The 26,047-nt window shown below is 46.1% G+C and carries 25 protein-coding genes and 1 pseudogene; 13 read left to right on the top strand and 13 right to left on the bottom strand.

Annotated features, from left to right (window positions below; genetic code table 11):
- The first annotated feature begins 72 nt into the window (after positions 1-72).
- From EXW93_RS03585 to EXW93_RS03575, 3 genes are all read left to right on the top strand, one after another.
- Complete coding sequence (locus EXW93_RS03585) at positions 73-543, top strand: GNAT family N-acetyltransferase (RefSeq protein ID WP_023467366.1); 471 nt, start codon at positions 73-75, stop codon at positions 541-543.
- Between the two features lie 25 nt (positions 544-568).
- Positions 569-2,152: a diguanylate cyclase domain-containing protein gene (locus EXW93_RS03580; RefSeq protein ID WP_023467365.1), complete on the top strand. Its 1,584-nt coding sequence runs from the start codon at positions 569-571 to the stop codon at positions 2,150-2,152.
- 88 nt (positions 2,153-2,240) lie between these two features.
- The gene (locus EXW93_RS03575; protein WP_035398465.1) at positions 2,241-3,707 is read left to right on the top strand and encodes a glycoside hydrolase family 32 protein; all 1,467 of its coding nucleotides are present in this window, start codon (positions 2,241-2,243) and stop codon (positions 3,705-3,707) included.
- 47 nt (positions 3,708-3,754) lie between these two features.
- Here the strand turns inward: EXW93_RS03575 and EXW93_RS03570 are convergent, their stop codons facing one another.
- Complete coding sequence (locus EXW93_RS03570; RefSeq protein WP_035398466.1) at positions 3,755-4,252, bottom strand: GNAT family N-acetyltransferase; 498 nt, start codon at positions 4,250-4,252, stop codon at positions 3,755-3,757.
- A gap of 246 nt (positions 4,253-4,498) precedes the next feature.
- Between EXW93_RS03570 and EXW93_RS03565 the strand changes: the two genes are divergently transcribed.
- The gene (locus EXW93_RS03565) at positions 4,499-6,661 is read left to right on the top strand and encodes an ATP-dependent helicase (protein WP_174316037.1); all 2,163 of its coding nucleotides are present in this window, start codon (positions 4,499-4,501) and stop codon (positions 6,659-6,661) included.
- Positions 6,662-6,922: 261 nt separating this feature from the next.
- On the opposite strand, the gene mscL is transcribed toward EXW93_RS03565, so the two are convergent.
- The 7 genes from mscL to EXW93_RS03530 all read right to left on the bottom strand — a co-directional run bounded on the left by mscL (position 6,923) and on the right by EXW93_RS03530 (position 13,693).
- Positions 6,923-7,315, bottom strand: coding sequence for a large conductance mechanosensitive channel protein MscL (mscL, locus tag EXW93_RS03560; protein WP_055967014.1), 393 nt, complete (start codon positions 7,313-7,315; stop codon positions 6,923-6,925).
- Positions 7,316-7,327: 12 nt separating this feature from the next.
- A complete protein-coding gene (locus EXW93_RS03555; RefSeq protein WP_023467358.1) occupies positions 7,328-8,209 on the bottom strand; it encodes a Cof-type HAD-IIB family hydrolase in 882 nt (293 codons plus the stop codon).
- Between the two features lie 75 nt (positions 8,210-8,284).
- The gene (gene cls / locus EXW93_RS03550; protein ID WP_023467357.1) at positions 8,285-9,736 is read right to left on the bottom strand and encodes a cardiolipin synthase; all 1,452 of its coding nucleotides are present in this window, start codon (positions 9,734-9,736) and stop codon (positions 8,285-8,287) included.
- A gap of 136 nt (positions 9,737-9,872) precedes the next feature.
- Positions 9,873-11,282, bottom strand: coding sequence for a protoporphyrinogen oxidase (gene hemG / locus EXW93_RS03545; protein WP_174316036.1), 1,410 nt, complete (start codon positions 11,280-11,282; stop codon positions 9,873-9,875).
- On the bottom strand, positions 11,272-12,204 hold the full coding sequence (gene hemH / locus EXW93_RS03540) for a ferrochelatase (protein WP_174316035.1): 933 nt from the start codon (positions 12,202-12,204) through the stop codon (positions 11,272-11,274). Before hemH ends, hemG begins: the two co-directional genes overlap by 11 nt.
- Positions 12,201-13,247: a uroporphyrinogen decarboxylase gene (gene hemE, locus EXW93_RS03535; RefSeq protein ID WP_023467354.1), complete on the bottom strand. Its 1,047-nt coding sequence runs from the start codon at positions 13,245-13,247 to the stop codon at positions 12,201-12,203. The genes hemH and hemE overlap by 4 nt, the downstream gene beginning before the upstream one ends.
- Positions 13,248-13,390: 143 nt before the next feature.
- The gene (locus EXW93_RS03530) at positions 13,391-13,693 is read right to left on the bottom strand and encodes a MerR family transcriptional regulator (RefSeq protein ID WP_023467353.1); all 303 of its coding nucleotides are present in this window, start codon (positions 13,691-13,693) and stop codon (positions 13,391-13,393) included.
- Positions 13,694-13,810: 117 nt separating this feature from the next.
- On the opposite strand from EXW93_RS03530, the gene EXW93_RS03525 reads away from it, so the two are divergent.
- Positions 13,811-15,109 carry an ammonium transporter gene (locus EXW93_RS03525; RefSeq protein WP_023467352.1) on the top strand — a complete coding sequence of 433 codons (1,299 nt, stop codon included), beginning with the start codon at positions 13,811-13,813 and terminating at the stop codon, positions 15,107-15,109.
- Between the two features lie 55 nt (positions 15,110-15,164).
- On the opposite strand, the gene EXW93_RS03520 is transcribed toward EXW93_RS03525, so the two are convergent.
- Positions 15,165-16,301, bottom strand: a complete 1,137-nt coding sequence (locus tag EXW93_RS03520) for an ABC transporter permease (protein WP_023467351.1) — start codon at positions 16,299-16,301, stop codon at positions 15,165-15,167.
- Positions 16,298-17,032, bottom strand: a complete 735-nt coding sequence (locus EXW93_RS03515; protein WP_023467350.1) for an ABC transporter ATP-binding protein — start codon at positions 17,030-17,032, stop codon at positions 16,298-16,300. The genes EXW93_RS03520 and EXW93_RS03515 overlap by 4 nt, the downstream gene beginning before the upstream one ends.
- A gap of 328 nt (positions 17,033-17,360) precedes the next feature.
- Between EXW93_RS03515 and EXW93_RS03510 the strand changes: the two genes are divergently transcribed.
- Positions 17,361-17,609: a GlsB/YeaQ/YmgE family stress response membrane protein gene (locus EXW93_RS03510; RefSeq protein WP_023467349.1), complete on the top strand. Its 249-nt coding sequence runs from the start codon at positions 17,361-17,363 to the stop codon at positions 17,607-17,609.
- Positions 17,610-17,642: 33 nt separating this feature from the next.
- A complete protein-coding gene (locus EXW93_RS03505) occupies positions 17,643-17,894 on the top strand; it encodes a GlsB/YeaQ/YmgE family stress response membrane protein (RefSeq protein WP_023467348.1) in 252 nt (83 codons plus the stop codon).
- A 36-nt stretch (positions 17,895-17,930) separates the two neighbouring features.
- Here the strand turns inward: EXW93_RS03505 and EXW93_RS03500 are convergent, their stop codons facing one another.
- Complete coding sequence (locus EXW93_RS03500) at positions 17,931-18,983, bottom strand: TcaA second domain-containing protein (protein ID WP_023467347.1); 1,053 nt, start codon at positions 18,981-18,983, stop codon at positions 17,931-17,933.
- Positions 18,984-19,111: 128 nt separating this feature from the next.
- Between EXW93_RS03500 and EXW93_RS03495 the strand changes: the two genes are divergently transcribed.
- From EXW93_RS03495 to EXW93_RS03480, 4 genes are all read left to right on the top strand, one after another.
- The gene (locus EXW93_RS03495) at positions 19,112-19,537 is read left to right on the top strand and encodes an HIT family protein (RefSeq protein WP_023467346.1); all 426 of its coding nucleotides are present in this window, start codon (positions 19,112-19,114) and stop codon (positions 19,535-19,537) included.
- 114 nt (positions 19,538-19,651) lie between these two features.
- Positions 19,652-19,993 (top strand): hypothetical protein, encoded by a 342-nt coding sequence (locus EXW93_RS03490; protein WP_023467345.1) that lies wholly within the window; start codon positions 19,652-19,654, stop codon positions 19,991-19,993.
- 83 nt (positions 19,994-20,076) lie between these two features.
- Positions 20,077-20,646 carry an HTH-type transcriptional regulator Hpr gene (locus EXW93_RS03485; RefSeq protein ID WP_023467344.1) on the top strand — a complete coding sequence of 190 codons (570 nt, stop codon included), beginning with the start codon at positions 20,077-20,079 and terminating at the stop codon, positions 20,644-20,646.
- Between the two features lie 259 nt (positions 20,647-20,905).
- Positions 20,906-21,823, top strand: a complete 918-nt coding sequence (locus tag EXW93_RS03480; RefSeq protein WP_023467343.1) for a peptidylprolyl isomerase — start codon at positions 20,906-20,908, stop codon at positions 21,821-21,823.
- A gap of 63 nt (positions 21,824-21,886) precedes the next feature.
- On the opposite strand, the gene namA is transcribed toward EXW93_RS03480, so the two are convergent.
- Both namA and EXW93_RS03470 read right to left on the bottom strand, forming a co-directional pair.
- On the bottom strand, positions 21,887-22,918 hold the full coding sequence (namA, locus tag EXW93_RS03475; RefSeq protein WP_055967023.1) for an NADPH dehydrogenase NamA: 1,032 nt from the start codon (positions 22,916-22,918) through the stop codon (positions 21,887-21,889).
- A 12-nt stretch (positions 22,919-22,930) separates the two neighbouring features.
- Positions 22,931-23,851, bottom strand: a complete 921-nt coding sequence (locus EXW93_RS03470; protein WP_174316034.1) for an HD domain-containing protein — start codon at positions 23,849-23,851, stop codon at positions 22,931-22,933.
- 104 nt (positions 23,852-23,955) lie between these two features.
- On the opposite strand from EXW93_RS03470, the gene EXW93_RS03465 reads away from it, so the two are divergent.
- Both EXW93_RS03465 and dinB read left to right on the top strand, forming a co-directional pair.
- Positions 23,956-24,861, top strand: coding sequence for a magnesium transporter CorA family protein (locus EXW93_RS03465; RefSeq protein ID WP_023467340.1), 906 nt, complete (start codon positions 23,956-23,958; stop codon positions 24,859-24,861).
- Positions 24,862-24,924: 63 nt separating this feature from the next.
- Positions 24,925-26,003 (top strand): annotated as a pseudogene (dinB, locus tag EXW93_RS03460) (DNA polymerase IV).
- Positions 26,004-26,047 lie beyond the last annotated feature (44 nt).

Genomic DNA, 26,047 nt, shown 5'->3' with positions numbered 1-26,047 from the left:
TGTAATCTGATTCCAATTAAAAAGGCGTAACAACAGAAATTTTATATTAAAAATAAAGAATGGAGTCGCTAGATGATTCGCTTTGAACAAGTAACACATGATCACTTTCCGATCATCCAATCGTTGTACGCGAGCGTTCCTGCATATGCGCTCTTAGAAGAACGAGTGCTTCCGCTCTCTGATTCGACCTTACAGGAAGAGTTTTTAAATCCCGATACCGTATCGCTGATTGGGTATGTAGACGGAGAACCCGTCTTACTGATTGATTACCTACCGAAGCATCCAAAAGACGGTACACCTTGGATCGGTCTATTTTTACTGGATGCTTCTCAGCACGGTACGGGAACTAGCAGTCGGTTACTATCTGCTTTTTGTGATCAGTTTCTAAGTCAGGAACCTCACATTCATCTCGCGGTCTTACCCGATAATTTAAGAGCCCGTCGTTTTTGGGAAAAACACGAATTTCGATATGTACGAACGAGTATCTCGAACCGCGAACAACAGGTAGACGTCTACGTGTATGATGTAAGTAAAAAAAAATGAAAACGCATGAATGGAGTATCGCACAATGTTCAGACTCTCACTTCGCTTTGATGTTTTGTTAGCGGGATTGATTTCCCTGCTATTTTTTAGCATGACGCTCGGATTAACTTTTTTCATTAGTCAACATGCAACAAACCGACTCCAATCGGAAGTCGGGATGAATCTGTCAACGACTGCTCACCAACTGTCTGATAAGCTTGATCATTACATGTGGTCACGTTATGCCGAAGTAAAATTGCTGGGTTCTTTATCAACGATTCAACAAACAGAACAAAAAGCAGAAACACGGCAGACACTCGAAGAGTTACAACGACAGATTCCTGACTTTTCTTGGATTGGTCGCTTAGATGCGAAAGGCAAAGTCGTTGCGTCAACGAATCAGATTCTTGAAGGAACATCGATCAAGGAACGCCCCGTCTTCCAACAAGCCTTATCACAACCATTCATCGGGGATGTCCATGAAGCTGTTCTACTCGCAAAATTATTGCCAAACCCAAGCGGTGAACCGTTACAATTCGTCGATATTAGTACACCTTTGTACGATAAGGGGCGATTTTCTGGTGTCCTTGCGACACATCTCAGCTTCGAATGGGCAAAAGCGATCGAACAAAGTTTTCAGAGCGCCACGTCCTCTCTCCAACAAGTCGATGTCTTCATCATTAGTCAAGATCGAAAGACGATTTTGCTTGGACCGAACGGATGGAGCGGTAAAACATTACCTGATAGCGTAACGCTGACTTCGAATGCTTCTGCGACCGCTTCTTGGCAAGGGAAAGAATTCGTCTCTGGTCAAAGTACAAGCCGAGGTTACAAGGATTACGATGGATTAGGTTGGACGGTTCTCGTGCGTCAACCGACTTCGATTGCCTTCGCTGATGCCGACGCTTTACGTCAAACGATTTTTATCGCCGGATTGATTGCCTCTTTCATCACAGCGGTACTCGGATGGATGTTAGCGAAGTTATTGACACGACCATTATTAAAAATCACATATGCCGCCCAACAGATGCAGGATGATCCCTCAAAATCACTCCCGAATCATCGTGGAATCCGAGAAATCGAGACACTGACGGATGCCTTACAACGACTGATTCATCGCTTGCTACATACCGAACAAGAGAAATTAACGTTTGAACGCTTGTCACAACGCGATAGCCTGACGGGTCTCGCGAACCGCAACGGTCTCGCTCAATACATCGAACAATTGCCTGCAGAAACGCATTCTATCTATCTTTGCCTTGATTTAGACGGCTTTAAAGCAGTCAATGATACGTATGGTCACGCGCTAGGTGATCTCCTGCTGATCGAGGTCAGTCAACGTCTCGAACAGTTGCTTCCACCTGGTGGATTCGTAGCTCGTCTGGGCGGCGATGAGTTCATCATCGTCTTGACGACTCAATCCTTAACAGAAGCACGATACTTAGGTGAACAATGGATCGCTCACGTCTCGATGCCGTATCACTTAGAAGAACAAACCGTCCACATCGGTATGAGTATCGGAGTCGCCGAACAGGTGACAGGAGAATCACTCGAACAAGTCATGCATCGCGCTGATTTAGCGCTCTATCGTTCGAAGCAAAATGGCAGAGGATGTATGTCCGTTCATTGACCATTCAGGACGGAGGATTGACAAGCGCAGCTCTCCTCCGTAAGGTGAACGAGAGAAGCGTATAATTTTTCAACGAGGAGCTGTCAACATGAATCAATGGACACGTGAAGCACGATACCGTCCCCTCTCGGATGTCGATCCGAGCGTCTACCAAGCGATGAAGGAAGAAGTTCGAACATCTCCTTGGCGATTTTCTTACCATATTCAACCTCCGACCGGACTTTTGAATGATCCGAACGGCTTCGTCTATCATGACGGTCTCTATCATTTGTTTTATCAATGGTTTCCACTCGGACCCGTACACGGGCTGAAGTACTGGTATCACATGACATCAAAAGATCTTGTACATTGGTTCGATGAAGGAGCTGCCTTGATCCCAAATGACGATCCTGATTCACATGGTGCTTATTCCGGTAGTGGCTTCATTAAAGATGATCAAGTGCACATCATGTACACCGGTAATAAACGGGATGCGGATTGGAATCGCCATACGAGCCAAATCGTCGGTCATCTCCGCTCGGATGGACGAATCGAAAAACATTTACCACCTGCTATTCCAAACGTTCCTGAAGGATATACGGAACATTTCCGTGATCCGAAAGTCTTCCAAGATGCATCGGGCATTTGGTACTGCATCATTGGTGCACAGCGTAGTGACTTGACGGGTTGTACTGTCATCTATCAGTCTCAAGATGCAGAGCACTGGACATTCCTCGGTGAGTTACAGACGAATTACTCGACATTCGGTTATATGTGGGAATGTCCTGATTATTTCGAGCTGGATGGAAAAGGGATCCTCCTCTTTAGCCCTCAAGGGATTGAACCAGATGGTCCGAACTATCAAAATATTTTCCAGTCCGGTTATTTCATCGGCGAACCGTTAGCTTTACCCGACTTAACATTCACACACGAATCGTTCCAAGAACTCGATTTCGGATTTGACTTCTACGCGCCACAAACAACTGAGGCGGCAGATGGTCGACGGATTCTTGTTGGTTGGATGGGGTTACCGGATATCAGTTATCCTTCTGACATCTATAACTGGGCACATGCTTTAACATTGCCACGTGAATTAACGATCGAACAGGGACGACTTCGTCAACGACCTGTCCGTGAACTGACACAGCTACGAAAAGAGACGCTGTTTGACGAAACGATTCTTTTCGAACAAGACGTGACAATTGCGGAAGCCGAGATTTTCGAGCTCGTGATGACAGACTTAAAACTGTCGTCGGACTCGTTCCGCTTCTCGATTCGTCAAGACGCCACTGAAGAAACCGTATTCCATTACGATGCTGTATCACGTCAATTTACGATCGATCGAAGCCGATCAGGTGCAGAAGTACCTGCTGAATCATTCGGCACTTCGCGATCGACGATTCTTGCGAAGGACTTGCATACATTACGTCTGTTCGTGGATCGTTCTTCGTTTGAACTTTTTCTAAATGACGGAGAAGCCGTTGCATCTGGACGGATTTTCCCGAAAACATCCAGTCGAGGTATTGTCTTCTCTGGTGAAGCAGGTGCGCATTTATCACTCTACGATTTATCTTAAATAAAAAAGCATTTTCCTGAATAGAATCAGGAAAATGCTTTTTTGCTTCAATGCTTCAATCGTGATTCTTTTTCTAGATCAAATGCAAGGATGTGCTGCTCCCCAATTGGACCCATGACGGACTGTAACGTATCAACGTATCCCGTTTTGAAATACAGTGATTTTGCAGCAATATTCTTTTTATTGACCGCTAGTGTGATCGCTGTGACTTCTGGAAAATGATGATGCACGAACTCTGGCAACTGCATCATTGCCTCTTTCGCATATCCTTGGTGCTGATGGCGTGCATCAATGGAAAAGGCACGTAATAGGACACTTTGTTCATGTGTTCGATGTGTTTTAGGGGGATTAAGATGAAGAATAAAAAATCCGACGACTAAATCGTCTTTTTTGATGACAACCGGGAATTTATCTGGATGGGCAACCGCATCTGTGACGACATCCGTCGGAAAAGAAGTAAACTGGACTTGTTCTTCCGGAAGAATGAACGCATCACATTGTTCATAATGTTCATTCGTATACATGTGTAATTTCACTACAGACATTCTCATTCCGCCTTCCCTCTTTGTACAGGACAAGAGAGTACTCTCTTACATCTATTCCCATTTTAATGTTTTTGTGTCCATTTGCCTAGTCATTCAGGGTACTCGTCTTACATAACATCCAATAGGCTCTTGTCTCTTTATTCCACGGTTCTTCTTTCCGTAATCCAATCCTGACACTAAAAATGATACACTAGGGAAAGTTCGATTATTGGACGCGAAATAAATACGCTCGAGGTGAACTGTATCATGCATGAAGATTTTTTCGAACAGATGGAGCGATTGACCGGCATTCAACTGAATCCTGTCCAACAACAGGCAATCGAACATGACCATGGTCCGTTGCTGTTACTCGCCTCACCCGGCTCTGGAAAAACAACGACGCTTAATTTTAAGATTGCCTATTTGATTTTACAAAAAAAGATTGAACCACATCGTATTTTAGGGCTGACCTTCAGTAAGGCAGCAGCTCGCGAGATGGCGGATCGTTTTTATCATCTATTTCACGAATTAATTGGAACGACAGCGGCATTCTCGACGATTCATAGCTTTGCTTTTCAAGTCGTTCGGGATCATACATCCCAGCAACGTCTCTCCTATACGATCATTGAGGGACCAATGGATCAACAACATCCGAATGTGCCACATAAACGCATGTTACTCCGGCGTATTTTCCAGGAAATTAATCGGAGTGTCATTACAGACGACCAGATGGATGAGTTATTGCGGATGATTTCCTTCGTCAAGAACCGTCTTCTTTCTTTAAAGGAGATCAAGGCAGTACCGACGACGATCAAACATTTCCCTGATATCTATGTGGCATATGAACAATTCAAGTCGCGTGATCCCTTACATCCGTTACTCGACTTTGATGATATGTTGACGTATGCGAATACGATTTTGGAGCAAGACCGTCGTCTGTTGCAACATTATCAGCGACGCTTCGACTATATCCTAACGGATGAAAGTCAGGATACGTCGCTCGTCCAGCATCAATTGGTCGAGAAGTTAGCCTTACCGCATAACCGTCTTTGTGTCGTTGCAGATGATGATCAGACGCTATACAGTTGGCGTGGCGCGGATGCCTCTAAAATTTTGCACTTCAAAGATACGTATCCGAATGCGACGATTCTTTACATGGAACAAAATTATCGTTCGTCTCAAGACATCGTATCCGTCGCAAACCAATTCATTCAGCGCAATAAAGCACGTTATCCGAAACAGATGTTCACGGAGAACGCTGCTGTTCGTCCGATTATCTTAGAGACGTTACCAACTTACGAGGATCAGACCCGCTATCTGTTGAATCAACTACGGACAGAGACGAATTACCGCGAAGTAGCCATCTTATATCGCAACAATGCCTCATCGATCAATGTGATGAATGCTTTGGATCAAGCAAATATTCCGTTTTATATTAAGGATGTCGATCATAAATTCTTCAGTCATTGGATTTTGAAGGATATCTTAAACTTCATGACATTCGCACAAGATCCGACAGATATCGATGTGCTAGCAACTATTCATACGAAATTCGCCGGGTATATCTCAAAAGCGCAACTTTCTCAATTGCAACAGTTCGGTACGGGTGAATCTGTATTTGATCTACTCATAAACAAAATCGAGATGAAGTTTTATCAAAAGAAACAACTTCAACAAATGAAGCGCACATTCGCTTCCATCCAAACCGTTCGCCCCTCTGCCGCCCTCTCTCTGATTCGTCATGAACTGGGTTACGAAAAGAATTTGCGAAAAATGAGTGAGAGTCTCGGTTTTAGTCTCGATCACCTGCTTGAAACATTGAATACGATCGATAACATCGCAAGTGATGTACCGACACTACTCGCCTTTCGTGAACGGATCACGCATCTCGAACAATTGATGCGTGATGCGAAACAAAATAAAAATCAAAATGCGGTCACCCTTTCGACCTTTCACAGTGCGAAGGGACTTGAATTCGATCGCGTCTTCATGATTGATCTCGTTTCTGGGATTCTTCCATCAGCTGATACGATCAAGGCGTACAAGAATGGACAACTCGATGATATGGAAGAAGCTGCACGTTTGTTTTACGTCGGCATGACACGGGCGCGACACGAACTACATCTCCTGTCCTATCGTTTTAAATCGAAATCATTTGATGTCTCACCATTCGTCGAAGACGTCCATCGCCTCGTCACGCCTGATGCTGCAAAACGAAAAGTAGAGCGCAAGCGAACTGCTGTTACAGCGCGAGCTAGCATTCCTCCACTTCCGATCACTGAGAACATGCGTGTCTCGCATACAGCATTTGGTCCCGGAACTGTCTTGCACCTGGTTGACGATGTGCTGGAAATTTCATTTGATCAAGGAATGAAAAAACAGCTTTCGTTACAAGTCTGCTCTGAAAATGCGTTACTCGAAATTTTATGATTCAGAATGGACCTGACTCAAAAAAAGAATGACGTGTCTTTTCACGACCTTTCCTCAGGCAAGACACAAGCCAGTTTTCCTGCTTCATTCAAGCAGGAAAGCGGGTCTTGTTTGTCTCTGACAGCGCATAATGCGCTTTTTCCTGTAGGAGTGGCGTGTGACGCGCCATTCTTTTTGTTACGAGATAAAGGTGGCAGATTTTTATTCTGCCACCTTTATCTTTGTAGAGGCTGACTTTTGAGTCAGCCTTTGTTGTATCCGTTAATTTTTCGTCGATGACTCATTTTGATGAATCAAGGCATCTCTGATTTCTGTCAATAATTTTTCTTCTGTCGTTGGTACCGCTTCTTCTTCGATGATTTCTTCCTTCTTCCGGAATGAAGTGATTCCTTTGACAAAGATAAACAGTGCAAAGGCGATCAACAAGAACTCGATACTCGCTTGAAGAAATTGACCGTACTGCAACTCTGCATTTCCGACCATGACCGATAATCCTTTGACATCAATGCCCCCGATGATGATACCGATCAGTGGCATAAAGACGCTGTCGACGAGGGATTTGATGATCCCACTAAACGCAGCACCCAGAATAACCCCGACCGCTAAATCGATCACATTCCCTCGAAAGGCAAACTCCTTGAATGCCTTAAACATGAAACGTCCCCCTTACCAAGCGCGGGACGCCAACTGCTGAATCGCATATCCGACGCCGTGCTCGTCATTTGATTTCGTCACGTGATGGGCAATCGCTTTTGCCTCATCATGACCATTCCCCATCGCGATCGCCTTGCCGGCAACTTTGAACATTGGAAGATCATTCAGGTTATCACCGATGACAGCAACCTGTTCGATTGGCACACCGAGGTGGTCTGCGAGGATTTTAACTGCCGTTCCTTTATCGGCACCGACTGCCATGACTTCGATGTTATCGTGTCCTGACGACGTGACATAGACACCGTCGACCTTCTGCTCGATTTCCTGCCAGATTTTTTTCATTAATTCTTGATCAAACGAGAATGAGATGAATTTAAATACTTGTCCCGCTTGGTTACGGATATACGACCGGAATCCATCAATCATCTTGACGTCTTCGTGGACATAATAACGATCGTGGAAGAAATCAAGCACTTGTTTCGCCCGATCACTTTCTTCACTCAACTCTTTCAGCGAATCATAGGCTGCGTCGATCGTCGCTCCTTGTGCTGTCACGAGTCCTCGATCACAGAACATCTCGAAGAAAACTTCATATTGACTGATGATACCGTAAATTTGCTGTGCTTGTTCCGTCGTCAACGTCGTCGCACTCAACTCTTCTCCATCTACGGTCATCACACGTGCCCCGTTTGAAGCAATGATCGGACAGTGGATTCCTGCTGCATCTGTTAATTCTTTTGCATTTAAGTAGTTACGTCCTGTCGCGATTGCAAATTCGACACCTTGTTCGCGTGCCGCTTCAATTGCCTGAATCGTCTCCGGTTCAATTCGTTGCTTGCCCGAAAGAACGGTTCCATCCATGTCTGATACGAGTAGCTTGATTGGATTTGCCATCGTCTTCACTCTCCTCTTTTTCTATTTCCATACCACTATACCATTTTTCACATTTTGACTGGTCGTAAACGCGGTTTACAAAATCGGTGACAACAAACGCGAAATACTTTCCTTGAATTTGATCGTTCTTGAACGCGCGGCATACGACTCGACCGTCATGAGCTTTGATACCTCACAATCAGCGAGGAAAAGACGTTCTAGTTCAATCGCTATTGCCTGATCATAGACGATCGTGTTCATTTCAAAGTTCAACCGAAAACTTCGCGCATCGATATTCGTCGTCCCGACTGAAGCAATCTCGCCATCAACGACGATCGTCTTCGCATGTAAAAATCCAGGTTCATACGTGTAGACTTTAGCTCCGTACGATAACAACTCTCCTACAGCAGCAGTCGTTGCCCAGTAAACGAATGGGTGGTCCGGTTTGTTCGGAATCATGATACGGACTTCCACTCCGGACAGAAGGGCTGCCTTACATGCATCTAAATAACTCGTGTCTGGAATGAAATAAGGCGATTGGATATAAATTGTCCGTTTTGCTTCGTTGATCATCTTGATCAAGGCAAGCTTCAAATACTCTGAACGGGAATCCGGACCCGATGTGACGATTTGCATCGGTAATATATCCTGAATCCTGTGCGTTCCATAGTAAAACAAAGATTTTTCCGTATAGACGTCACTTGCTTGGTTCCAGTCGAGAATGAAGCGGTCGAGTTGATCGTGAACGACGTCACCTTCCAAGCGAAAATGTGTATCCCGCCAGTAGCCGAACTTTTCATCGATCCCGAGATATTCCGTACCAACGTTGAACCCACCAATGTAGCCGATTCGACCGTCGATGATACAGGATTTACGGTGATTCCGGTTGTTCAATCGAAAATTAACGAAACCAATCGTCGACGGGAAAAAGGCGAACACTTCTCCTCCGTGTGCGAGTAAATCCTTAAAATCCGTCCGTTTGAGACTTCGTGATCCGACAGCATCATACAATAGACGTACTTTGATCCCACGACGGGCACAATCGGTCAATGTATCGATCAACGCCAACCCGAGACGATCTTTCTGAATGATGTAATATTGGATATTCACTTCATGCTCTGCCTGGCGGATATCTTGAATCATCCGATTGAACTTCTGCTCGCCATCCGAAAGAATCTGCAGTTGATTCGAGAGACTGAGCAGGGAACCGTTCGACATCAGGTTCATCCGAATCATATCCCGGTGCTTTTGAATCATCGGGTGCCGTCCCATCGTTACAAGTTCTTTTTTCTGTAAGGCGATCCGTCTATCCTGTTCCAGTTGTTCTTCATCCGTGACACGATAAAAATTCGTTTTTTTCAACAGTCTTCCGAAAAACAGATAGACGAGAAACCCAACGAGCGGAACGAAATACAAGATGAATACCCATGCCCACGTCGCACCAATATCGCGCCGCTCAAGAAAAATAACCGTCAGGACAGCCAAGATATTCATGATAAGCAATCCGTAGACGATGATGATCGTGAACGTACTCCATACTTCCACCATACGATTCCCTCCCGCTTCAACGGTATTCTTCAATTTTGATTCCTCTGTCTCTTATTCCCGTTTCCTTCCGTGTCATTCTTCTGAAGACAAAAAAACCTTTTTGAAGCACGGCTAGCTTCAAAAAGGTTTAGGTGTGTCATGATTCTTTACATGGTTCCGGTTGTTGTAACGCCATTTGTTCAAGCGTCGCTTTGACACCTGCTACACAGTCTGGCAATCCAACACCATCATAGGCGAGTCCGGCTAAATGAATGTGCGGATAATGAGAAGCGACGATTTCTCGCACTTCTTGAATCCGCTGTGCATGTCCTACCGTATAGGCCGGTAAGCCGTCTAAGAGACGACTGATGACGACACGTTCCGGGTGCAAGGGACGACCACAGATGTTTTCAAGATCTTCTAAGACGACGCGTTCAATCATTTCGTCAGATTCACGAACGAGTGCATCTTTTCCGGGGCGTCCGATGAAGGCACGGAGCACGGTATGATTCGGTGCTGCATGATTCCACTTTTGATCAATCGCCGTGCATGCTGTAATTGAATACGGCGCCCGACGGTTGACGATGAATCCCGTTCCATCAATCGGTAACGCTGTTTCCTTATCGAAAATCAACGTGACCGTCGCCGTCGAGTGTGTTGAAAGGTTCGCAAGCCCTGGAAGCGTCGCATCTGGTAACAGGGACACGACTTGGCGATGCGGAATCGTCAACAAAATATCATCAGCATATTCTGGACCATGATCCGTTTCGAGACGATACCGCCCGTCTTCTTCCCGTTCGATGGAACGAAGTGGTGTCTCTAGACGAATCTCTGTCCGTTCGAGCACCTCTTCTAAACGCTCGACGAGAGACTCGAGTCCAGTAGCAAGTGATAGGAATTGACCTGTCGCTTTGAGCGTCGGACCTTGTTGTTGATCAAGCGGACGCATGAGGCGCATCCCTTCGAACAAGCTTCCAGCCTTTTGCTCATTCGCAACGAATTGCGGGTAGGTCGCGAACGTACTCATCCGGTCGATATCACCCGCATAGATGCCTGAAAGAAGCGGTTCGATCAACTTCTCGACGAGCGCATCTCCAAGACGCGGACGCAGGTATTCCCCTAATGGGATGTCTGTTTCCGGAATCGTCAAATCAGGAGCAGGGTGAAGCAAGCGTTCTGTCACCTCTGCCTTTTCTTCTTCCGTCAGTAGAGACGTCTCTGCGAATAACTCTAAATCGGTCGGGATGCCCATGACGGCACCTTTTGGAATCGGGTGGAGACCGCGCGCATCCAAGATATACGCTTGCGACGTGTTATTGCGAACGAGTTGCTCCCCTAATCCGATCTCTTCGATGAGATCCGTCAACACGTGTTTCCGTGCGACGTATGAATCCGGTCCCCGCTCGATCGTCAATCCTTCGTCCCGATATGTCGCCACCTTACCACCGAGACGACCCTCTGCCTCGAGTAACGTGATGTTCATCTCTGGAAACTGCTTCTCTGCATAATAGGCGGCTGCAAGTCCTGATATACCACCGCCCACGATGACGAGACGTTTACTGGACATAACTACCCACCTGTTTCGCGACGGCTTCCGTGACAGCTTTCATGAAAGCTGGATCCGCGTTTGGCATGACAGGTCGCGCATAGTGAATTCCGAGTTCGTCGCAGACGACTTTACACTCGTAATCATTATCGAACAATACTTCTAGGTGATCGGCAACGAAACCAACGGGTACGTAGACGAATGCTTCATATCCTTTTTCTTCGTAGACGTCACGTGTCAAATCCTGAACATCTGGTCCAAGCCATGGTTCTGGCGTTTGTCCAGCCGATTGCCAGCCTGTGATCATATGCGGTACACCAGCACGTTGCGCGATCAATTCGGCTGTTTCCTTCAATTGCTCTGGGTATGGATCACCGTTTGCAATGATTTTCTCAGGTAGACTGTGTGCTGAAACGACGAGAATGGCTTTCTCTTCAGGTACTGGTAAAGCGTCGAACGTCTTGCGGATTTCTTTCCCCCACCAATCGAGAAACGCTTCTTCTTTGTACCACGATTCGACGGATGCGAGACGAATACCATGTTGGTCCGCGACTTCCTTCGCACGACCGTTATATGAACGGATACTGAACGTTGAATAGTGTGGTGCTAAAACGACCGTGACCGCTTCCGTAATGCCGTCTTTTGCCATTTGCTCGACAGCATCCTCAACGAATGGCTCGATGTGTTTCAGACCAAGATAGAGTTTGAACTCGATTTCACCAGCATATTTCTCAGACAGTTGACGGTGTAGCTCTTCAGCCTGATCAATCGTGACTTGTGCGAGTGGTGAGACACCACCGATGGCTTCGTAACGTTCCGTCAACTCTGCCAATGCTTCTGGAGACGGTTTGCGCCCGCGACGGATGTGCGTATAATAACGCTCGATATCTTCTGGTTTATATGGCGTACCGTACGCCATAACAAGTAGTCCTAACGTCTTCATTTTCCTACCTCCATTTTTTCTTTCGAATAATCATGGATAAATGCAGTCAAACGTTTCAATACTTCTGGATCGACTTCCGGGAAGATGCCGTGACCGAGGTTAAAGATAAATCCTGGTTGCTTCATTCCCATGTCGAGAATTTCCTTCGTTTTTGCTTCAAGGATATCCCACGGTGCTAGCAGATAAGACGGGTCGAGGTTTCCTTGGACAGGTTTCGTCAATCCACGCTCACGTGCTTCGTCAATCGACAAACGCCAATCAAGTCCGACGACGTCTAACGGTAAACTGTGCCATTCTTCTGCCAAGTGACTCGCTCCTACACCGAACATGATCATCGGCACGCCTGTATCTTTTAATTCCGTGAAAATGCGTTCCATCGTTGGCTTGATGTAACGGACATAATCTTTCCGGCTTGTCGTTCCGACCCATGAATCAAAGATTTGGAACGCTTGGATTCCTGCATCCACTTGTGACTTGATGTAATCGATGACCATGTCACCTAGTTTCTCCATTAAGGCATGCCATACCTCAGGTTGTCCATACATCAATGCTTTCGTTTTATGGTATCCCTTCGAAGGACCACCTTCAATCATATAGCTCGCAAGCGTGAATGGTGCCCCGGAAAAACCAATCAACGGTACTTCGAGTCGTTCTCGTAACAAACGAATCGTTTCATAGATATATGGAATATCTTCGCGGTTGAATGGTTGTAATGCTTCGACATCTGCCATCGTGCGAATCGGGTTCGCGATGACTGGACCGATACCACTCTTGATTTCGACGTCAACGCCCATCGATGGAAGTGGCGTCATGATGTCTTTATACAGAATCGCTGCATCGACCCCTAATTGTTTTACAGGTAGTTCTGTCACATATGCGCCTAGTTCCGAGTCATGTGTGATCTCGAAAAGCGTCCGCGTCTTCTTGATTTCACGATATTCCGCTTGATAACGACCTGCTTGTCGCATGTACCAGACGGGAACGTGATCAATCTGCTCGCCACGGATCGCCCGCAAAAACGTATCATTGAATTTCTTCATCATAACTACCCCTTTATACTCGTTCTAACGCCCCAAAAAAACGTACGATAAGTTTGTGAACACAGAAACATTATATCTGAAATTAAGAAGTCTGTGCCAATAAATCGTTTACAAAATGACAGTTCTGTTACCAGTTCATGAAATGTTCACTGTTTCTTGTAAAGACCGAACGCAGCGTTTAACTGACCGCGGATCAAGTCTGAACGTTGCTGTTCCGTTACCTTACGTTCTTTTTCTCGAATTTCGTGCGTACGCCAGCCATCCTCGATTTTTTCCGCGACTTCGACGAGTCGCTCGACATCCGTAAACGAATATTTTCGTGTTTTTCCATTTGTCCGTTCTGGAAAGATCAACTTCCGTTCCTCATAGTAACGAATCTGACGTTCTGACAAGCCGGTCAATTCACAGACGATTCCGATCGACATCACCTTTTTTTCACGGTAGTTCATCTTCGTCACTCCTTTCCACAAAAATACCATGTCAGATTTTCTGACACAACACGTTTCTTTGAAAGTATTTCCGTCTAAAGTAAACACATACTTTAAATGGATAAAGGAGGAACGACAATGAAACTGGAACAACTCGCTATCTCAGTCGATACGTTTTATGTCTTATTCGCAGCACTGCTCGTCTTTACGATGCAAATCGGATTCTTACTTCTAGAAACAGGGATGTTACGGGCGAAGAACGCGGGGCACGTCGCCGTCAAACAAATCATCAGCTTCTCGGTTGCCGCTCTCGCCTTTTGGGCCATCGGATTCGGATTGACGTTTGGTGATGGCAATTCTATCATCGGAACGGAAGGATTCTTTTTACAAGGAGGATTCAGCAGTCTTGATTGGTCGAACATCACGATTGATGTGAAGTTCCTCTTCCAACTCTCATTCGTCGCTGTCTCCCTCGCGATCGCTTGGGGCGGATTCGCAGAACGTGCTAAATTATCCGTCTACCTGTTGTTCGGAACGTTTTTCGTTGCTATCATCTATCCGATCATTGCACGTTCCGTTTGGGCAGGTGGATTCCTTGGTTCGCTCGGGATGCAAGACTTCGCTGGATCAACGGTCGTTCACTTACAAGGTGGGATTGCTGCACTCGTTGCTGCTTTACTGCTCAAGAAACGAATCGGTGCTGAAAAAACACCGTTACTCGGACACAACGTCATCTATTCTGTCGTTGGTGCCTTCATCCTCTGGTTATGTTGGTTCGGCTTCAATGCTGGTTCGACACTAACGATTGCCGATGGATTCTTTAGTTACGTTGCCTTGACGACGTTACTTGCGACTGCAGCAGGTGCCCTCGGTGCTCTTGCCATCTCATTCTGGCACCGTCGTGTCGCAGATATCCCTTCGATCATCAACGGTGTCTTAGCTGCACTCGTTGCCATCACAGCAGCCTGTGCCTTCGTCGAACCGTGGGCAGCTGTCGTCATCGGTTTCCTCGCTGGTGTGATCACATATGGAACGAGCATTCTTCTCGCAAGCCGTGTCGATGATCCATTATGTGCCTTCTCCGTTCATGGCGTCGCTGGTATCTGGGGTACACTCGCAACTGGATTCTTCGCTTCACCACGACTCGTTGAAATCACAGGGATCGGACAAGCTGGTCTCTTCTATGGTGGCGGTTTTACGCAACTCGGTGTTCAAGCACTTGGTGTCGTCTTTGCCGTCGTCATCGTCAGTGTCTTGAGTTATGCATTCTTAAAAGTTCTCGACCTTACGATTGGTCTTCGGATCACACGCGAAGATGAACTCCGCGGACTGGACGTTGCGGAACATGGTCAATCTTCTTACGATCTCCCTGCTCCTGTCAGCAAAGAATTGCGTATGGTCGAAGAAGAAGATCTCTCAAACGAACGCGTCAATTAATAAAAAGAACAAGAGCCTACACGATGGATTCATCGCGTAGGCTCTTTCTTGTTTATTATTTTCGAGCGTAGTATTCACCAATCACAAGCGCCAAGGCTGCCCCACCAACGACATAGATGGATCCGCTTAAAAAGAATCCAAGTAGCGTCAAGACGATGCATTGACTGATTGCTGCGAAGCGGATGATTTTTCGTTTCGCCTGTACAGCATTTCCAAACGGTAATAGACGAGTCAATAGATGTTGGTCCACTGCCTTCGTGAACGGTGCTAGTTGAAAGCTTGTCAATCCTGCAAACGCAGGGATTGCAAGCGCAACGAACAACTCGTTGCCACTCGCTAACCACATGAACACAGCCCCGATCAGCGTCAAACGAACAATCAATCCGATCCCGTCTCCACTCCGGATGAACTGTTTGACATACAAGTAATCGAATGTCGTTTGCGCTCGATATGGAATCCGCTCGACCATGTTACTCAAGAGACGACGGCGTTTATATGTTGCCGATAAATGCGGCACATCGACGAACCAGTTCGCTAATCGATAAAAACGATCACGCGATTCCTGTTCGAGCGCAATCCATTCGCGTAGAGGAAGATGGTCCTGACGCTTTAAATGGAGTACGACCATTAAGAGAAGTGCGACGACGATTGTCATCCACGCCATATCGATGATGACGAGTAGCGCCGCTCCGCACGCATACAGTAACACCGTCCGATGTGCGATGCCTTCAAGCTTTGATAAATTCGCAGCAGCTCCGAACAAAGCAAGCGCTACCCCAAGTAAAACAAGTTCAAGTGGTGTCGTCTGTTCCGTTCGAACATAGAGAACAACGACAGCTAAAAACGGAATCACGGCACGGATGATACCAAAGACCGCATTGTACGCTCGTACTTGTTGCATGAAACTTGATAACTTCGCTAACACCGGTAATAGAAACACTTGGTCCGCCTCAACGAGAAACGTCCGACTCGTCCGATAGAGCGGTAAAATCAGAAACAAGGCTGCCATGACGAATCGACCCGGAAACGATGGATCGAGTTGGTCGAGGAAACGTCCGTAGACGACTAAACCGTACAAAATAACGAAGTAAACGGTAAATAACAGTCCGCCATTCGCCATGTACCTTGTATATTTCACCGTTTCCGTCATCGCCGCCTGGTAGCGTTCCTTCCATAAGGACTGGCTGTTCATCGTTCCGCCTCCTCGATCGCGGCAACGTACAGATCATCCAGCGTTCCATCTTGCAGTCCATATCGTGCGCGTAAAGCAGCTGTCGTTCCCTCTGCTGCAATGTGCCCCTCATGTAAGAGCACGAATCGGTTACAGTGACGCTCGGCTGTCTCAAGAATATGCGTCGACATTAAGATCCCCTTACCGTCCTGCTTCAGTTCACTAAAAATCTGAAGTAACTCTCGGATTGCCAGTGGATCAAGTCCAACGAACGGTTCATCGACGATCAACAGTTCACTGCCTGTGACGAGTGCACATAAAATCATCGCTTTTTGCTTCATCCCTTTTGAGAAGACACTTGGAAACCATTCGAGTTGCTTCGTCATTCGAAGTCGTTCAGCATAATGTTGCGCGCGTTCTGTCGCGATTGCTTCTTCGACGTCATATCCTTGCGCCATCAGACGAAGGTGCTCCCGTAACGTCAGTTGTTCATATAACATCGGCTGCTCCGGAATATACGCCACTTGGCGACGATACTCGGTTTCGTTCGTCGTTAAATCCAATCCATTGATTCGAACCGATCCCGTCTTGACCGGTAAAAGACCAAGGATATGCTTGATCGTCGTTGATTTTCCGGCACCGTTCAACCCAATTAGACCGACGAGTTCACCTCGGTCGACTTCGATATTGATGTCATGCAGAACGGTTTTTGATCCGTATCCTCCTGACAAATCTTTAATGTCTAATAACATATCTGCCACTCCCTTTAGGCTCATCGTAAAGTAGACTCGCTTCGTTTTTCTAGCGTAACGCCTAGTTTTTTAAAATATAATGTTTTAATACTTGTTTTTTCGGCAATTACTCTAAGTGTAATCGTTACATCAATATATGAAAACGATTTACATGTAAATTGAAAGTGAAATCAATGAATCGTCTATTCATTCTCTATCAAGTGGTCTAATCGTCTAGTCATTTAAAGAATGAACTAAAGAATGAACGATTTCAGATTTTTTCATTTTCGCACGTGTTTATAACTGCCTGAAAACAGGTAAAACTAATATGTAGAGGAGATGTTTAGAAATGGGTTTCTTATGGGCACTCATCATTGGTGGTCTCATCGGTTGGATCGCAAGTTTAATTATCGGGAAAGACGTACCGGGTGGCATCATCGGTAACATTATCGCTGGTTTCATCGGTTCGATGATCGGTCAAGCCATCTTTGGTTCAATGGGACCAAAAATTGCTGGTTTCGCAGTCATTCCGGCTATTCTCGGAGCAGTCATCTTGATCTTCATCGTCTCACTTATTCTCCGGGCAGTACGTAAGTAATCATAGATCTTAAATTGAAAAGGAGTGTTTTAAATGGGATTCTTATGGGCGTTAATCGTCGGTGGTATTATTGGTTGGCTAGCAAGCTTGATTTTAGGTAAGGATGTTCCAGGCGGTATCATTGGTAACATCATCGCTGGTTTTGTTGGTGCATTGATCGGTCAAGCATTATTCGGAAACTGGGGTCCAATGGTTGCCGGATTCGCAATCGTTCCTGCTTTACTCGGAGCTATCATTCTTATCCTTATCGTATCGTTCATTCTCCGTGCGGTGAATAAACGATAACCAAAAATCCTCGGACGTTCTAGTCCGAGGATTTTTTTAGTCTTTTAATTGTAACCACATACCGTCCTCTCGCTCGACGACTCGTTTTTCTGCTCGTAAGTTCAACCATTCGAACACACCTTCGAGAAAACTAGACGGATATTCCCAAACGGTACCGACTTGCTCGCGCTTCTTTCGTTCTGGTTTTCCAGCGATGGCTTCTAACTCATCTGGAGTCTTATTTAATCGGATTAGCAATTCTTCCACCTGCCCCGATTGATAGGTCACTTCATATCCATCGTATCGTGCTCGATTGGCAACGGTCGAATCAGGCGTGCCGAACGTATTCTCGAACGAGTCACGCGAACGTCCGAGATAGCCAGTCATCGTATCAATACTTTTTCCAGTCCGGGCTTTCACTTCCGTCTCAAGTAACGTTTTGATATCGACTGCATATTCGTTCGAAACGGTCGTATTGAATCGATCAGCCAATTTAAAGTCGACTGTCGCGTTCGGTTCATCTCCGAGTTGTACAGTCTTTGATTCCTGGACGGTCTGTCCGGATTGTTCCGCACTTGCTTGAACATCGTACTCTCCAGGAGATCGCTTGAGTTCAAGGGATTTCTGATCAATCGTCCCGACTTCTTCTCCATCTAATGAAATCTTCGTTCCCGGTAAATCACTTGAAACGGTTAACCGCTGAGGATTCACATCGAGAGAGTACCGGTCATACCAAAGCCATCCATCTTCTTCTTGAAGCGAAAACAGATGTGTCTTCACTTGCTTCCCTGCGCCTTGATCCTGTTTGACTTGTGCGATGACCCGGTCCGTCCGTTCTGAGTCAGCCGTCAACCAATTAACGAGTCGCGTCGCTTCACTCATCGGTAGTGACTTACCATTCATCGTGACGAGTTGTTGGAATCCACGCTGATCCTTTTCCTTTAACAAGGTAGCAAGACGCTCGTCTGTTTTCTCCATTCTCGCCGCTTCTTGCATGTTACGTCCAAACCAAAAGGCAACGAATAAGAAAAGACCGACGATGATGACGCTACCGACGAGCAGGCGCCGTTTTCGTTTTTTTTGTGCCGTCGAGGCTACTCGTGATGCCATGCAATTCGCTCCTTCCTTCAGTAGCTGTATGTTTCTAAGTGTATCGGGTTCAATTTGACTGTCAATCGTGCGGAAGTCGGAAACTTTCCGTATACTAATATTATCTTACCCAAGGGAGTGAACGTTCCATGCAAAAAGAGTCATGTATCTTCTGTAAAATTGCTCGCAAAGAAGTCCCTGGTCATATCGTATTCGAGAACGAACAAGTTCTCGCTTTCCTTGACCTGTCACAAGTGACGAAAGGACATACGCTCGTCATCCCAAAACAACATGCCGATAATTTGTATGATCTCTCTCCTGAACAAGCACAAGACGTATTTGCGACGATCCCGCAAATCAGTCGTGCGCTTCAACAAGAGACAGAGGCAGCTGGCATGAATCTCTTATCGAATACAGGAAAGGTAGCGGGTCAATCGGTCTCTCACTTCCACCTGCACCTCATTCCGCGTCACGATAAACAAGACGGTTTCGGTGCAAAATGGGAAGTTCATAATGACGATTACACGGCAGAGGAATTAGCTGAACTCGCTAACTCGATCGCTTCTCGCATCTAAGTCTGTTCTTTTTCTTCTATTCTTAGAAAAATATTGCCGAAATAGGTTTCTTTCATTCGATTTTCGGTAAAATAATATGAAACAAATATTTTAATATTAAAAAGGAGGTTCAATATGTCGAAGCGTCCCGCCCGTAACTGGGTCGCTTTTGGTGCTACGCTAACACTTGTGACTTTTTACGGTCTGAAGGCGCTTCGCCAAGGTACGAAAAGCGACTCTTCGAACGGTCATCAACGTCGAAATTCTTATTCTACAATCGTAACGAATGTGCAGGATTTGACCCAGGAGGGCAAGAACTTAGTAGAGACAGCAAAAGCGTCTGGTATGCACTTCAAAGAAGAAGTCATGCAGAGCGTCTCGGAATACCAAACGGAAGTCCAAGCATCGCTCACGAAGATCCAGTCTCTCGCTGATGAAGCGAAACAGGAAGCAGACCAGCTTTCTCCACAAAAGTAAGATCCGTTGCTTCGATTTGTTTTTGTATAGTTTGCATTTTGCGCGTTTGAGCCATTGTCACCTTTCGAAAGGATGAGTCAGATATGGAACACGAAAAGTTATATCCTGGACAAGAGGCTTTGTTGTATAGCCACAAGATTGTCCAGTTAAGCAAAGCACTATGGAAAACGGTAGAAAAAGATTGGCAAAATTGGATCAAGCCCTTTGATCTGAACATCAATGAACATCATATCTTATGGATTTCGCACGCGCTAGGCGGTGCCTCGATTTCAGAGATCGCGAAGTATGGTGTCATGCACGTCTCGACGGCATTCAACTTCTCGAAGAAGTTAGAAGACCGCGGACTGTTGACGTTCTCGAAAAAGGAAACAGATAAACGAAATACCTACGTCCAGTTGACACCAGAGGGCGAATCACTCTTGCTTGAGACGATTCAAGCGTTCCGCCCTGAAGAAAACGGTGTCTTCCGTGCCTCACTTCCTCTTCAGGAATTGTACGGGAAGTTCCCGGAATTAACGGACATTTCTGCGATCGTACGTCGCTTGTATGGCGACAGCTTCATGGACATATTCGCTGAGACATCAAAGATGATCACAGAAGAAGCAGATCGTCGCCCTCAAGATCCAGTCATGGACTCGATCAAAAAAGCATAACCTTACCAAAAGCGTTTTAGCCTCTAGCTAGAATGCTTTTTTTAGGTCTTTTTTCCTCATGACAAGGACATTACTACTATGTCTCAAGAGTGTTATTTCCCTCACAATTTCCCATAAAAATTATCCTCAACCGACTACTTGGATGTGATAGCATGGAAAAGAGCAAGTATCTCTTGGCATGACAAGATACAGCTGTCAACCAGACGAGAATATGATATGATAAAACGGTTGAAATAAATGGTAAATTAGGGGTGTATGTATGAAAAAGAAATTGTTAGGCGCAGCAGCAGTCGCAAGTGTATTTACGTTAGCAGCATGTGGATCAAATGACGAAGCCGTCATCAATTACAAAGGTGGCGAAGTCAACAAGGCTGACGTCCAAGAAGAAGCATACGAAAAAGCTGGTGCTCAAATCGCTTTCCAGCAAACAATGAACAAATTGCTTGAGAAGAAATACGGCAAAGAAGTCACGGATAAAGAAGTCGAAGCAGAAGTCAAGAAAACAAAAGACCAGTTCCCGGATAAAGAGCAGTTCAATACAACATTGAAATCTGCTGGAATCAAGAACGAAAAAGAATTCGAGACAGTTCTTCGCACACAAATGCTCTTAACGGAAGCAAAATCTGCGAAATCAAAAGTAACAGATAAAGAAATCCAAGAGCGTTTTGACCAAGAAAAAGTCGAAGTTAAGGCAAGCCATATCCTCGTTGCAAAAGAGTCAGAAGCAAAAGACATCAAAAAACAATTGGATGACGGCGCGGACTTCGCGAAACTGGCAAAAGAGAAATCAACAGATACAGGTAGCGGTGCAAAAGGTGGAGATCTTGGATACTTCACAAAAGGTAAGATGGTCAAGGAATTCGAAGATTATGCGTTCAAGGATGGCGTTGAAGGTAAAATCTCCGATCCAATTAAAACACAATTCGGTTACCACATCATCAAAGTAGTCGATCGTAAAGAAAAGAAAGACTTTACACTTGATAAAGAAAAAGCACGCATCAAAAAAGCACTTGCTGAAGAAAAAGCAGCACAAGTCAACCCGAACGATATCTACCGTTCACTCATGAAAGAATACGATGTTAAAATCGAAAACAAAGACTTCAAGGATGCTTTTGATTTAGATAAACAAGAACAACAACAAATGCAACAACAAATGATGCAACAACAACAGCAGTAATCAAAAAAGGAAGCCGCGAAGGCTTCCTTTTTTCGTGTCGTTTTTCATTCATATGAGCGATAGTTAACGAACCGTCCGGATTGGTGCCCGTTCGTATTGTTTCGGCAAGGCGACCGTATCTCCTAGTTCGGCTGCCGCATGATAGACCCAATAAGGTTGGCGAAGTAGTTCACGTGCGAGCAGGACGATATCTGCTCGACCGTTACGGACGATTTCTTCTGCATGGGCAGCTGTCGTAATCAATCCAACCGCGCCTGTTGCAATACCCGTCTCTCGTTTCAACTCTTCTGCATAGCTCACTTGATAGCCTGGATACACTTCCGGTACGGCATTAGCGACGACAGCCCCTGAACTGCAATCGAGTAGATCGATGTGACGTGCAGCTAGTTCTTTCGCGAGTGGAATATAATCCGTCGCCGTCATTCCCCCTGTTGCGTGATCGGCTGCTGAAATCCGGACCCAGATCGAGAGCTTGGAAACGGCTTGAATGCCATCAATGATCTCTAGCAACAAGCGCATCCGATTTTCAACCGATCCACCGTATTGGTCCTCACGAACGTTTGATAACGGAGAGAGGAACGTGTTCAGTAAGTAACCATGAGCCCCATGAATTTCAATGAAATCATACCCTGCTCGTTCCGCACGCAGTGCTGCATCGATGAACTGTTGTTTGATCGTCGCGATTTCCTCAAGCGTTAATGCTCGTGGATGTGTATACGTATCATCAAACGGTAAAGCACTCGGTGCAACGGGTGGTTCTGCCGTCGTACTTTTGCGCCCGGCATGGGCCAGTTGAATGCCTGCTTTTGCACCCGCTGCTTTGACTTGCTCTGCGATCCGTTGTAAGCCTTCGATATGAGCATCTGACCAAATTCCAAGATCACCGGCTGAAATGCGACCGTCTGGCGTAACAGCACTCGCTTCTAAGATGACGCCACCGACACCACCCATCGCACGGGTTGCATAGTGCGTGACATGCCAATCCGTAACGAGTCCATCTTCTTTTGCACTGTACATACACATCGGCGCCATGATGACCCGATTTCGGAATGTCAACGTTCCGAGTTGAACCGTATCAAACAACTTCGTCTTCATCTTTTCTCCCCCTTATAGCTTCGGACGGTAAAAAGCACGATTATCTAGTGCGAATGATCGTTCCGAGAACTGTCCTGGCTCGACATATTCAAGGAGACGATCCATCATCGTCATCCGTGCATCAAGGTTATCGATCAAGAACAAAACTTCTGCCTCGCGCATCTGTGGTGCGACAGCAGAACCCCATTCCGGTCGTCCGTGATGACTTAAGACGAGATGTTGCAAGACCGTCAGTACTTCTGCGTCAATTTGTAATTCTGCTCCGACTTTTTCAAGTTCCGCTACCATCATCGTAATATGACCGACGAGTTTACCAGGCAACGTATATTCCGGTGCAACCGGATCGGATAACTCCTTGATTTTCGCATAATCGTGCAGAATGATGCCACTGATTAGCACGTCACGGTTTAAGGTCGGATAGAGTTGAGCGATTTGATCCGCTAGACGCAACATCGAAAGGACGTGGTATGACAGCCCCGAGTAAAAAGCATGATGGTTCTTGACCGCTGCCGGATGCGTGAAGTAAGCGTCGAATCGCGAAGTAATCAAATGTTTAACGAGCTTTTTCATATCACTGTTCTGAATCGATTCTACGAACGCGAGGACTTCCGTCTCGATTTGCTCTCGCGGAATCGGTGCGGATTGGACATAGTCCTCGACATTCGTCTCCTCTAGAACCGTGATTTGTTTGAGCTTGAGTTGTGTCCGCCCTCGATAGTCCATGACTTCTCCAGCAGCATGGACGATTGATTTCGGCGCATATTTTTCAAGATCACTCGTATCCCACATCTTCGTCTCGATTTCGCCTGTCTTATCCGCCAAGATGAGCGTCAAGTATGGTTTCCCATTCGCTGCAATTCCTTTGACCGCTTGCTTGATCATCGCTCGTTGATCGAGCGTTTCTCCAACTGCTAATTTACCAATTCCTTTCATACTTGAAACACGTCCTTTATCTGTAAAATAGGTGTCTTTTTTATATTCCATTGACTACACTTAAGGCATATACTATTTCATTCTACTATATGGGAGTCATGAACATGGAACTGGAACCTCAATTTAATTGGTCTCGCTATCTCGATTTAGCTGACTATGAACAAACCTTTCCGACGGCTGCCGTCGATCAATCCGAAATGGACTGGGTGACGCAGCTGCGATCGAAAGACATGAACTTCACCCGCTCGGAAAAAGGGGTTCTCTATGGAGCTGTCGTCACCTGGCAAAATCCTGTCGACAAAAGTGACCGCCGCTCGATTTGCTTTTATGTAACGAAAGAAAAACTGATCACGATTGGATTGTCGGATTCAATCGTGTCCCTGGTCGCTCCCTATTCTCCCGCGCATCCATTCGCAGCCTTTTATACGATTCTTGCTTTACAGCTGAACACGTATTTTGCCGGTATCGATCAGTTTGAGACGGAACTATTCTCAAGACAAGATGAACTACGTGGCAGCATCAATGAAGATTCGCTCGATAGCATCTTCGCTTTACGCGACACGATCGAGAACTGGTCCGATTTAATCGTTCCGTTTCAAGAGCTCGTCATGGCTGGTGAAGAATCATTTCTCGACGAGGACGCGTATCTCGAGGATCTCTCGTTGAAACTAGCTACGAAACGTGTCCGCCGTCTGTTGATGCTCATTGAACATTATCAAAAAGACATTGAGGTCCTGCTCGACTTATCGACGACCGTCTCGAACTTCCGTGGAAACGAAATCATGAAGGCATTAACAATCTTTACTGCCGTCGCGACACCAACGATGGCTCTCGGTGCGATTTGGGGGATGAACTTTAAAATCATGCCGGAATTAGAATGGAAATACGGTTACGCCCTATCCCTTGGTCTAATTTTTCTCTCGACCGGTGGCATCTTCTACTGGATGCGCTGGCGTGGATGGTTAGGCGCTCTTGTTCGGATGCCAAAGAACAGTCGACCAAAAAAATAGATATCAGAACATAAGTTCGTTATACTAATTGTATCATATCTACTGAAAGGAGACGCTTGTACGATGGAACGAAAAATCATTCATATTGATATGGACGCCTTTTACGCTTCCGTCGAGCAACGCGATCGTCCTCGATTAAAAGGTGTTCCCGTCGTCGTCGGTGGACCGCCTCATGCACGTGGTGTCGTAGCGACCTGTTCCTATGAAGCACGGAAATACGGTATCCATAGCGCGATGCCGTCAAGACGTGCCTTCCAGCTCTGCCCCCGTGCGGTCTTCATTCGTCCCCGCTTTGACGTCTACCGAGCTGTCAGTGCGCAAATCATGGCGCTTTTTCGAGAAGTGACACCGCTCGTCGAGCCTCTCTCGCTTGATGAAGCGTATCTTGACGTCACGGAAAATTATTTTGATCAAAAAAGTGCGACCTATATCGCGCAATATGTTCTTCAGCAAATTAAAGAACGGACAGGTCTGACGGCCTCTGCTGGTGTTTCGAACTCTAAGCTCGTCGCGAAGGTCGCATCCGGATACGAGAAACCGAACGGGATGACGGTAGTTCCTCCAGAGGACGTCCTCAGTTTCTTGTCTCCATTAAAAATTGGAGATTTACACGGCGTCGGAAAAGTCACGGAACAAGCGTTACGAAAACAAGGAATTGAAACCGTCGCAGATGTCCAAGCAATGCCGGTCGAACAATTACGAGCATTGCTCGGACGCGATCGCGGAACGGAACTGCATGCGATGGCACACGGGATCGACGAGCGTCCGGTTCGTCCGGAACGCGAGCGAAAATCGATTGGTTCTGAGACGACCTTCGAAGAAGATACGGAGGATATCGATACGATATTCGAGACGTTGATTCGAGAATCAAAATCCGTCATTGCGAGTCTTCAAAAAAAGAACTCGTTTGCCGGACGATCACGATCAAGTGGAAGACCGATACATTCCAGTCACGTTCGAAACGGCATACATTTTCAGAAGAAACGGCGGACGAAGAACGCTTACTTGAGGAAACAACGAAATTGTTCAATGGTATCACCTTCGACGGACCGATCCGCTTGATTGGTATGACGGTCAGTCACCTGACTACTCCTCCCGCTGCGCGACAGTTGACGTGGCAAGACTTAGACCTGCGCTTGTAAAATGAATAGCTATTCATTATACTAAGTACAAGACCGATCAGACA

Source organism: Exiguobacterium sp. JMULE1 (assembly GCF_013337175.1).
Lineage (GTDB): Bacteria > Bacillota > Bacilli > Exiguobacteriales > Exiguobacteriaceae > Exiguobacterium_A > Exiguobacterium_A indicum.
Note: the sequence above shows the minus strand (reverse complement) of the source record. Positions and strands in the feature narration are given on the sequence as shown.

Coding starts and splice junctions, on each gene's coding strand:
- EXW93_RS03580 (WP_023467365.1), top strand. CDS start 569: ATGTTCAGACTCTCACTTCGCTTTGATGTTTTGTTAGCGGGATTGATT.
- EXW93_RS03495 (WP_023467346.1), top strand. CDS start 19,112: ATGCAAAAAGAGTCATGTATCTTCTGTAAAATTGCTCGCAAAGAAGTC.
- EXW93_RS03575 (WP_035398465.1), top strand. CDS start 2,241: ATGAATCAATGGACACGTGAAGCACGATACCGTCCCCTCTCGGATGTC.
- EXW93_RS03480 (WP_023467343.1), top strand. CDS start 20,906: ATGAAAAAGAAATTGTTAGGCGCAGCAGCAGTCGCAAGTGTATTTACG.
- EXW93_RS03510 (WP_023467349.1), top strand. CDS start 17,361: ATGGGTTTCTTATGGGCACTCATCATTGGTGGTCTCATCGGTTGGATC.
- EXW93_RS03520 (WP_023467351.1), bottom strand. CDS start 16,301: ATGAACAGCCAGTCCTTATGGAAGGAACGCTACCAGGCGGCGATGACG.
- EXW93_RS03530 (WP_023467353.1), bottom strand. CDS start 13,693: ATGAACTACCGTGAAAAAAAGGTGATGTCGATCGGAATCGTCTGTGAA.
- hemE (WP_023467354.1), bottom strand. CDS start 13,247: ATGATGAAGAAATTCAATGATACGTTTTTGCGGGCGATCCGTGGCGAG.
- EXW93_RS03525 (WP_023467352.1), top strand. CDS start 13,811: ATGAAACTGGAACAACTCGCTATCTCAGTCGATACGTTTTATGTCTTA.
- EXW93_RS03555 (WP_023467358.1), bottom strand. CDS start 8,209: ATGGCAAATCCAATCAAGCTACTCGTATCAGACATGGATGGAACCGTT.
- EXW93_RS03505 (WP_023467348.1), top strand. CDS start 17,643: ATGGGATTCTTATGGGCGTTAATCGTCGGTGGTATTATTGGTTGGCTA.
- EXW93_RS03485 (WP_023467344.1), top strand. CDS start 20,077: ATGGAACACGAAAAGTTATATCCTGGACAAGAGGCTTTGTTGTATAGC.
- hemG (WP_174316036.1), bottom strand. CDS start 11,282: ATGTCCAGTAAACGTCTCGTCATCGTGGGCGGTGGTATATCAGGACTT.
- hemH (WP_174316035.1), bottom strand. CDS start 12,204: ATGAAGACGTTAGGACTACTTGTTATGGCGTACGGTACGCCATATAAA.
- EXW93_RS03470 (WP_174316034.1), bottom strand. CDS start 23,851: ATGAAAGGAATTGGTAAATTAGCAGTTGGAGAAACGCTCGATCAACGA.
- cls (WP_023467357.1), bottom strand. CDS start 9,736: ATGGTGGAAGTATGGAGTACGTTCACGATCATCATCGTCTACGGATTG.
- mscL (WP_055967014.1), bottom strand. CDS start 7,315: ATGTTTAAGGCATTCAAGGAGTTTGCCTTTCGAGGGAATGTGATCGAT.
- EXW93_RS03565 (WP_174316037.1), top strand. CDS start 4,499: ATGCATGAAGATTTTTTCGAACAGATGGAGCGATTGACCGGCATTCAA.
- EXW93_RS03570 (WP_035398466.1), bottom strand. CDS start 4,252: ATGTCTGTAGTGAAATTACACATGTATACGAATGAACATTATGAACAA.
- EXW93_RS03515 (WP_023467350.1), bottom strand. CDS start 17,032: ATGTTATTAGACATTAAAGATTTGTCAGGAGGATACGGATCAAAAACC.
- namA (WP_055967023.1), bottom strand. CDS start 22,918: ATGAAGACGAAGTTGTTTGATACGGTTCAACTCGGAACGTTGACATTC.
- EXW93_RS03490 (WP_023467345.1), top strand. CDS start 19,652: ATGTCGAAGCGTCCCGCCCGTAACTGGGTCGCTTTTGGTGCTACGCTA.
- EXW93_RS03500 (WP_023467347.1), bottom strand. CDS start 18,983: ATGGCATCACGAGTAGCCTCGACGGCACAAAAAAAACGAAAACGGCGC.
- EXW93_RS03585 (WP_023467366.1), top strand. CDS start 73: ATGATTCGCTTTGAACAAGTAACACATGATCACTTTCCGATCATCCAA.
- EXW93_RS03465 (WP_023467340.1), top strand. CDS start 23,956: ATGGAACTGGAACCTCAATTTAATTGGTCTCGCTATCTCGATTTAGCT.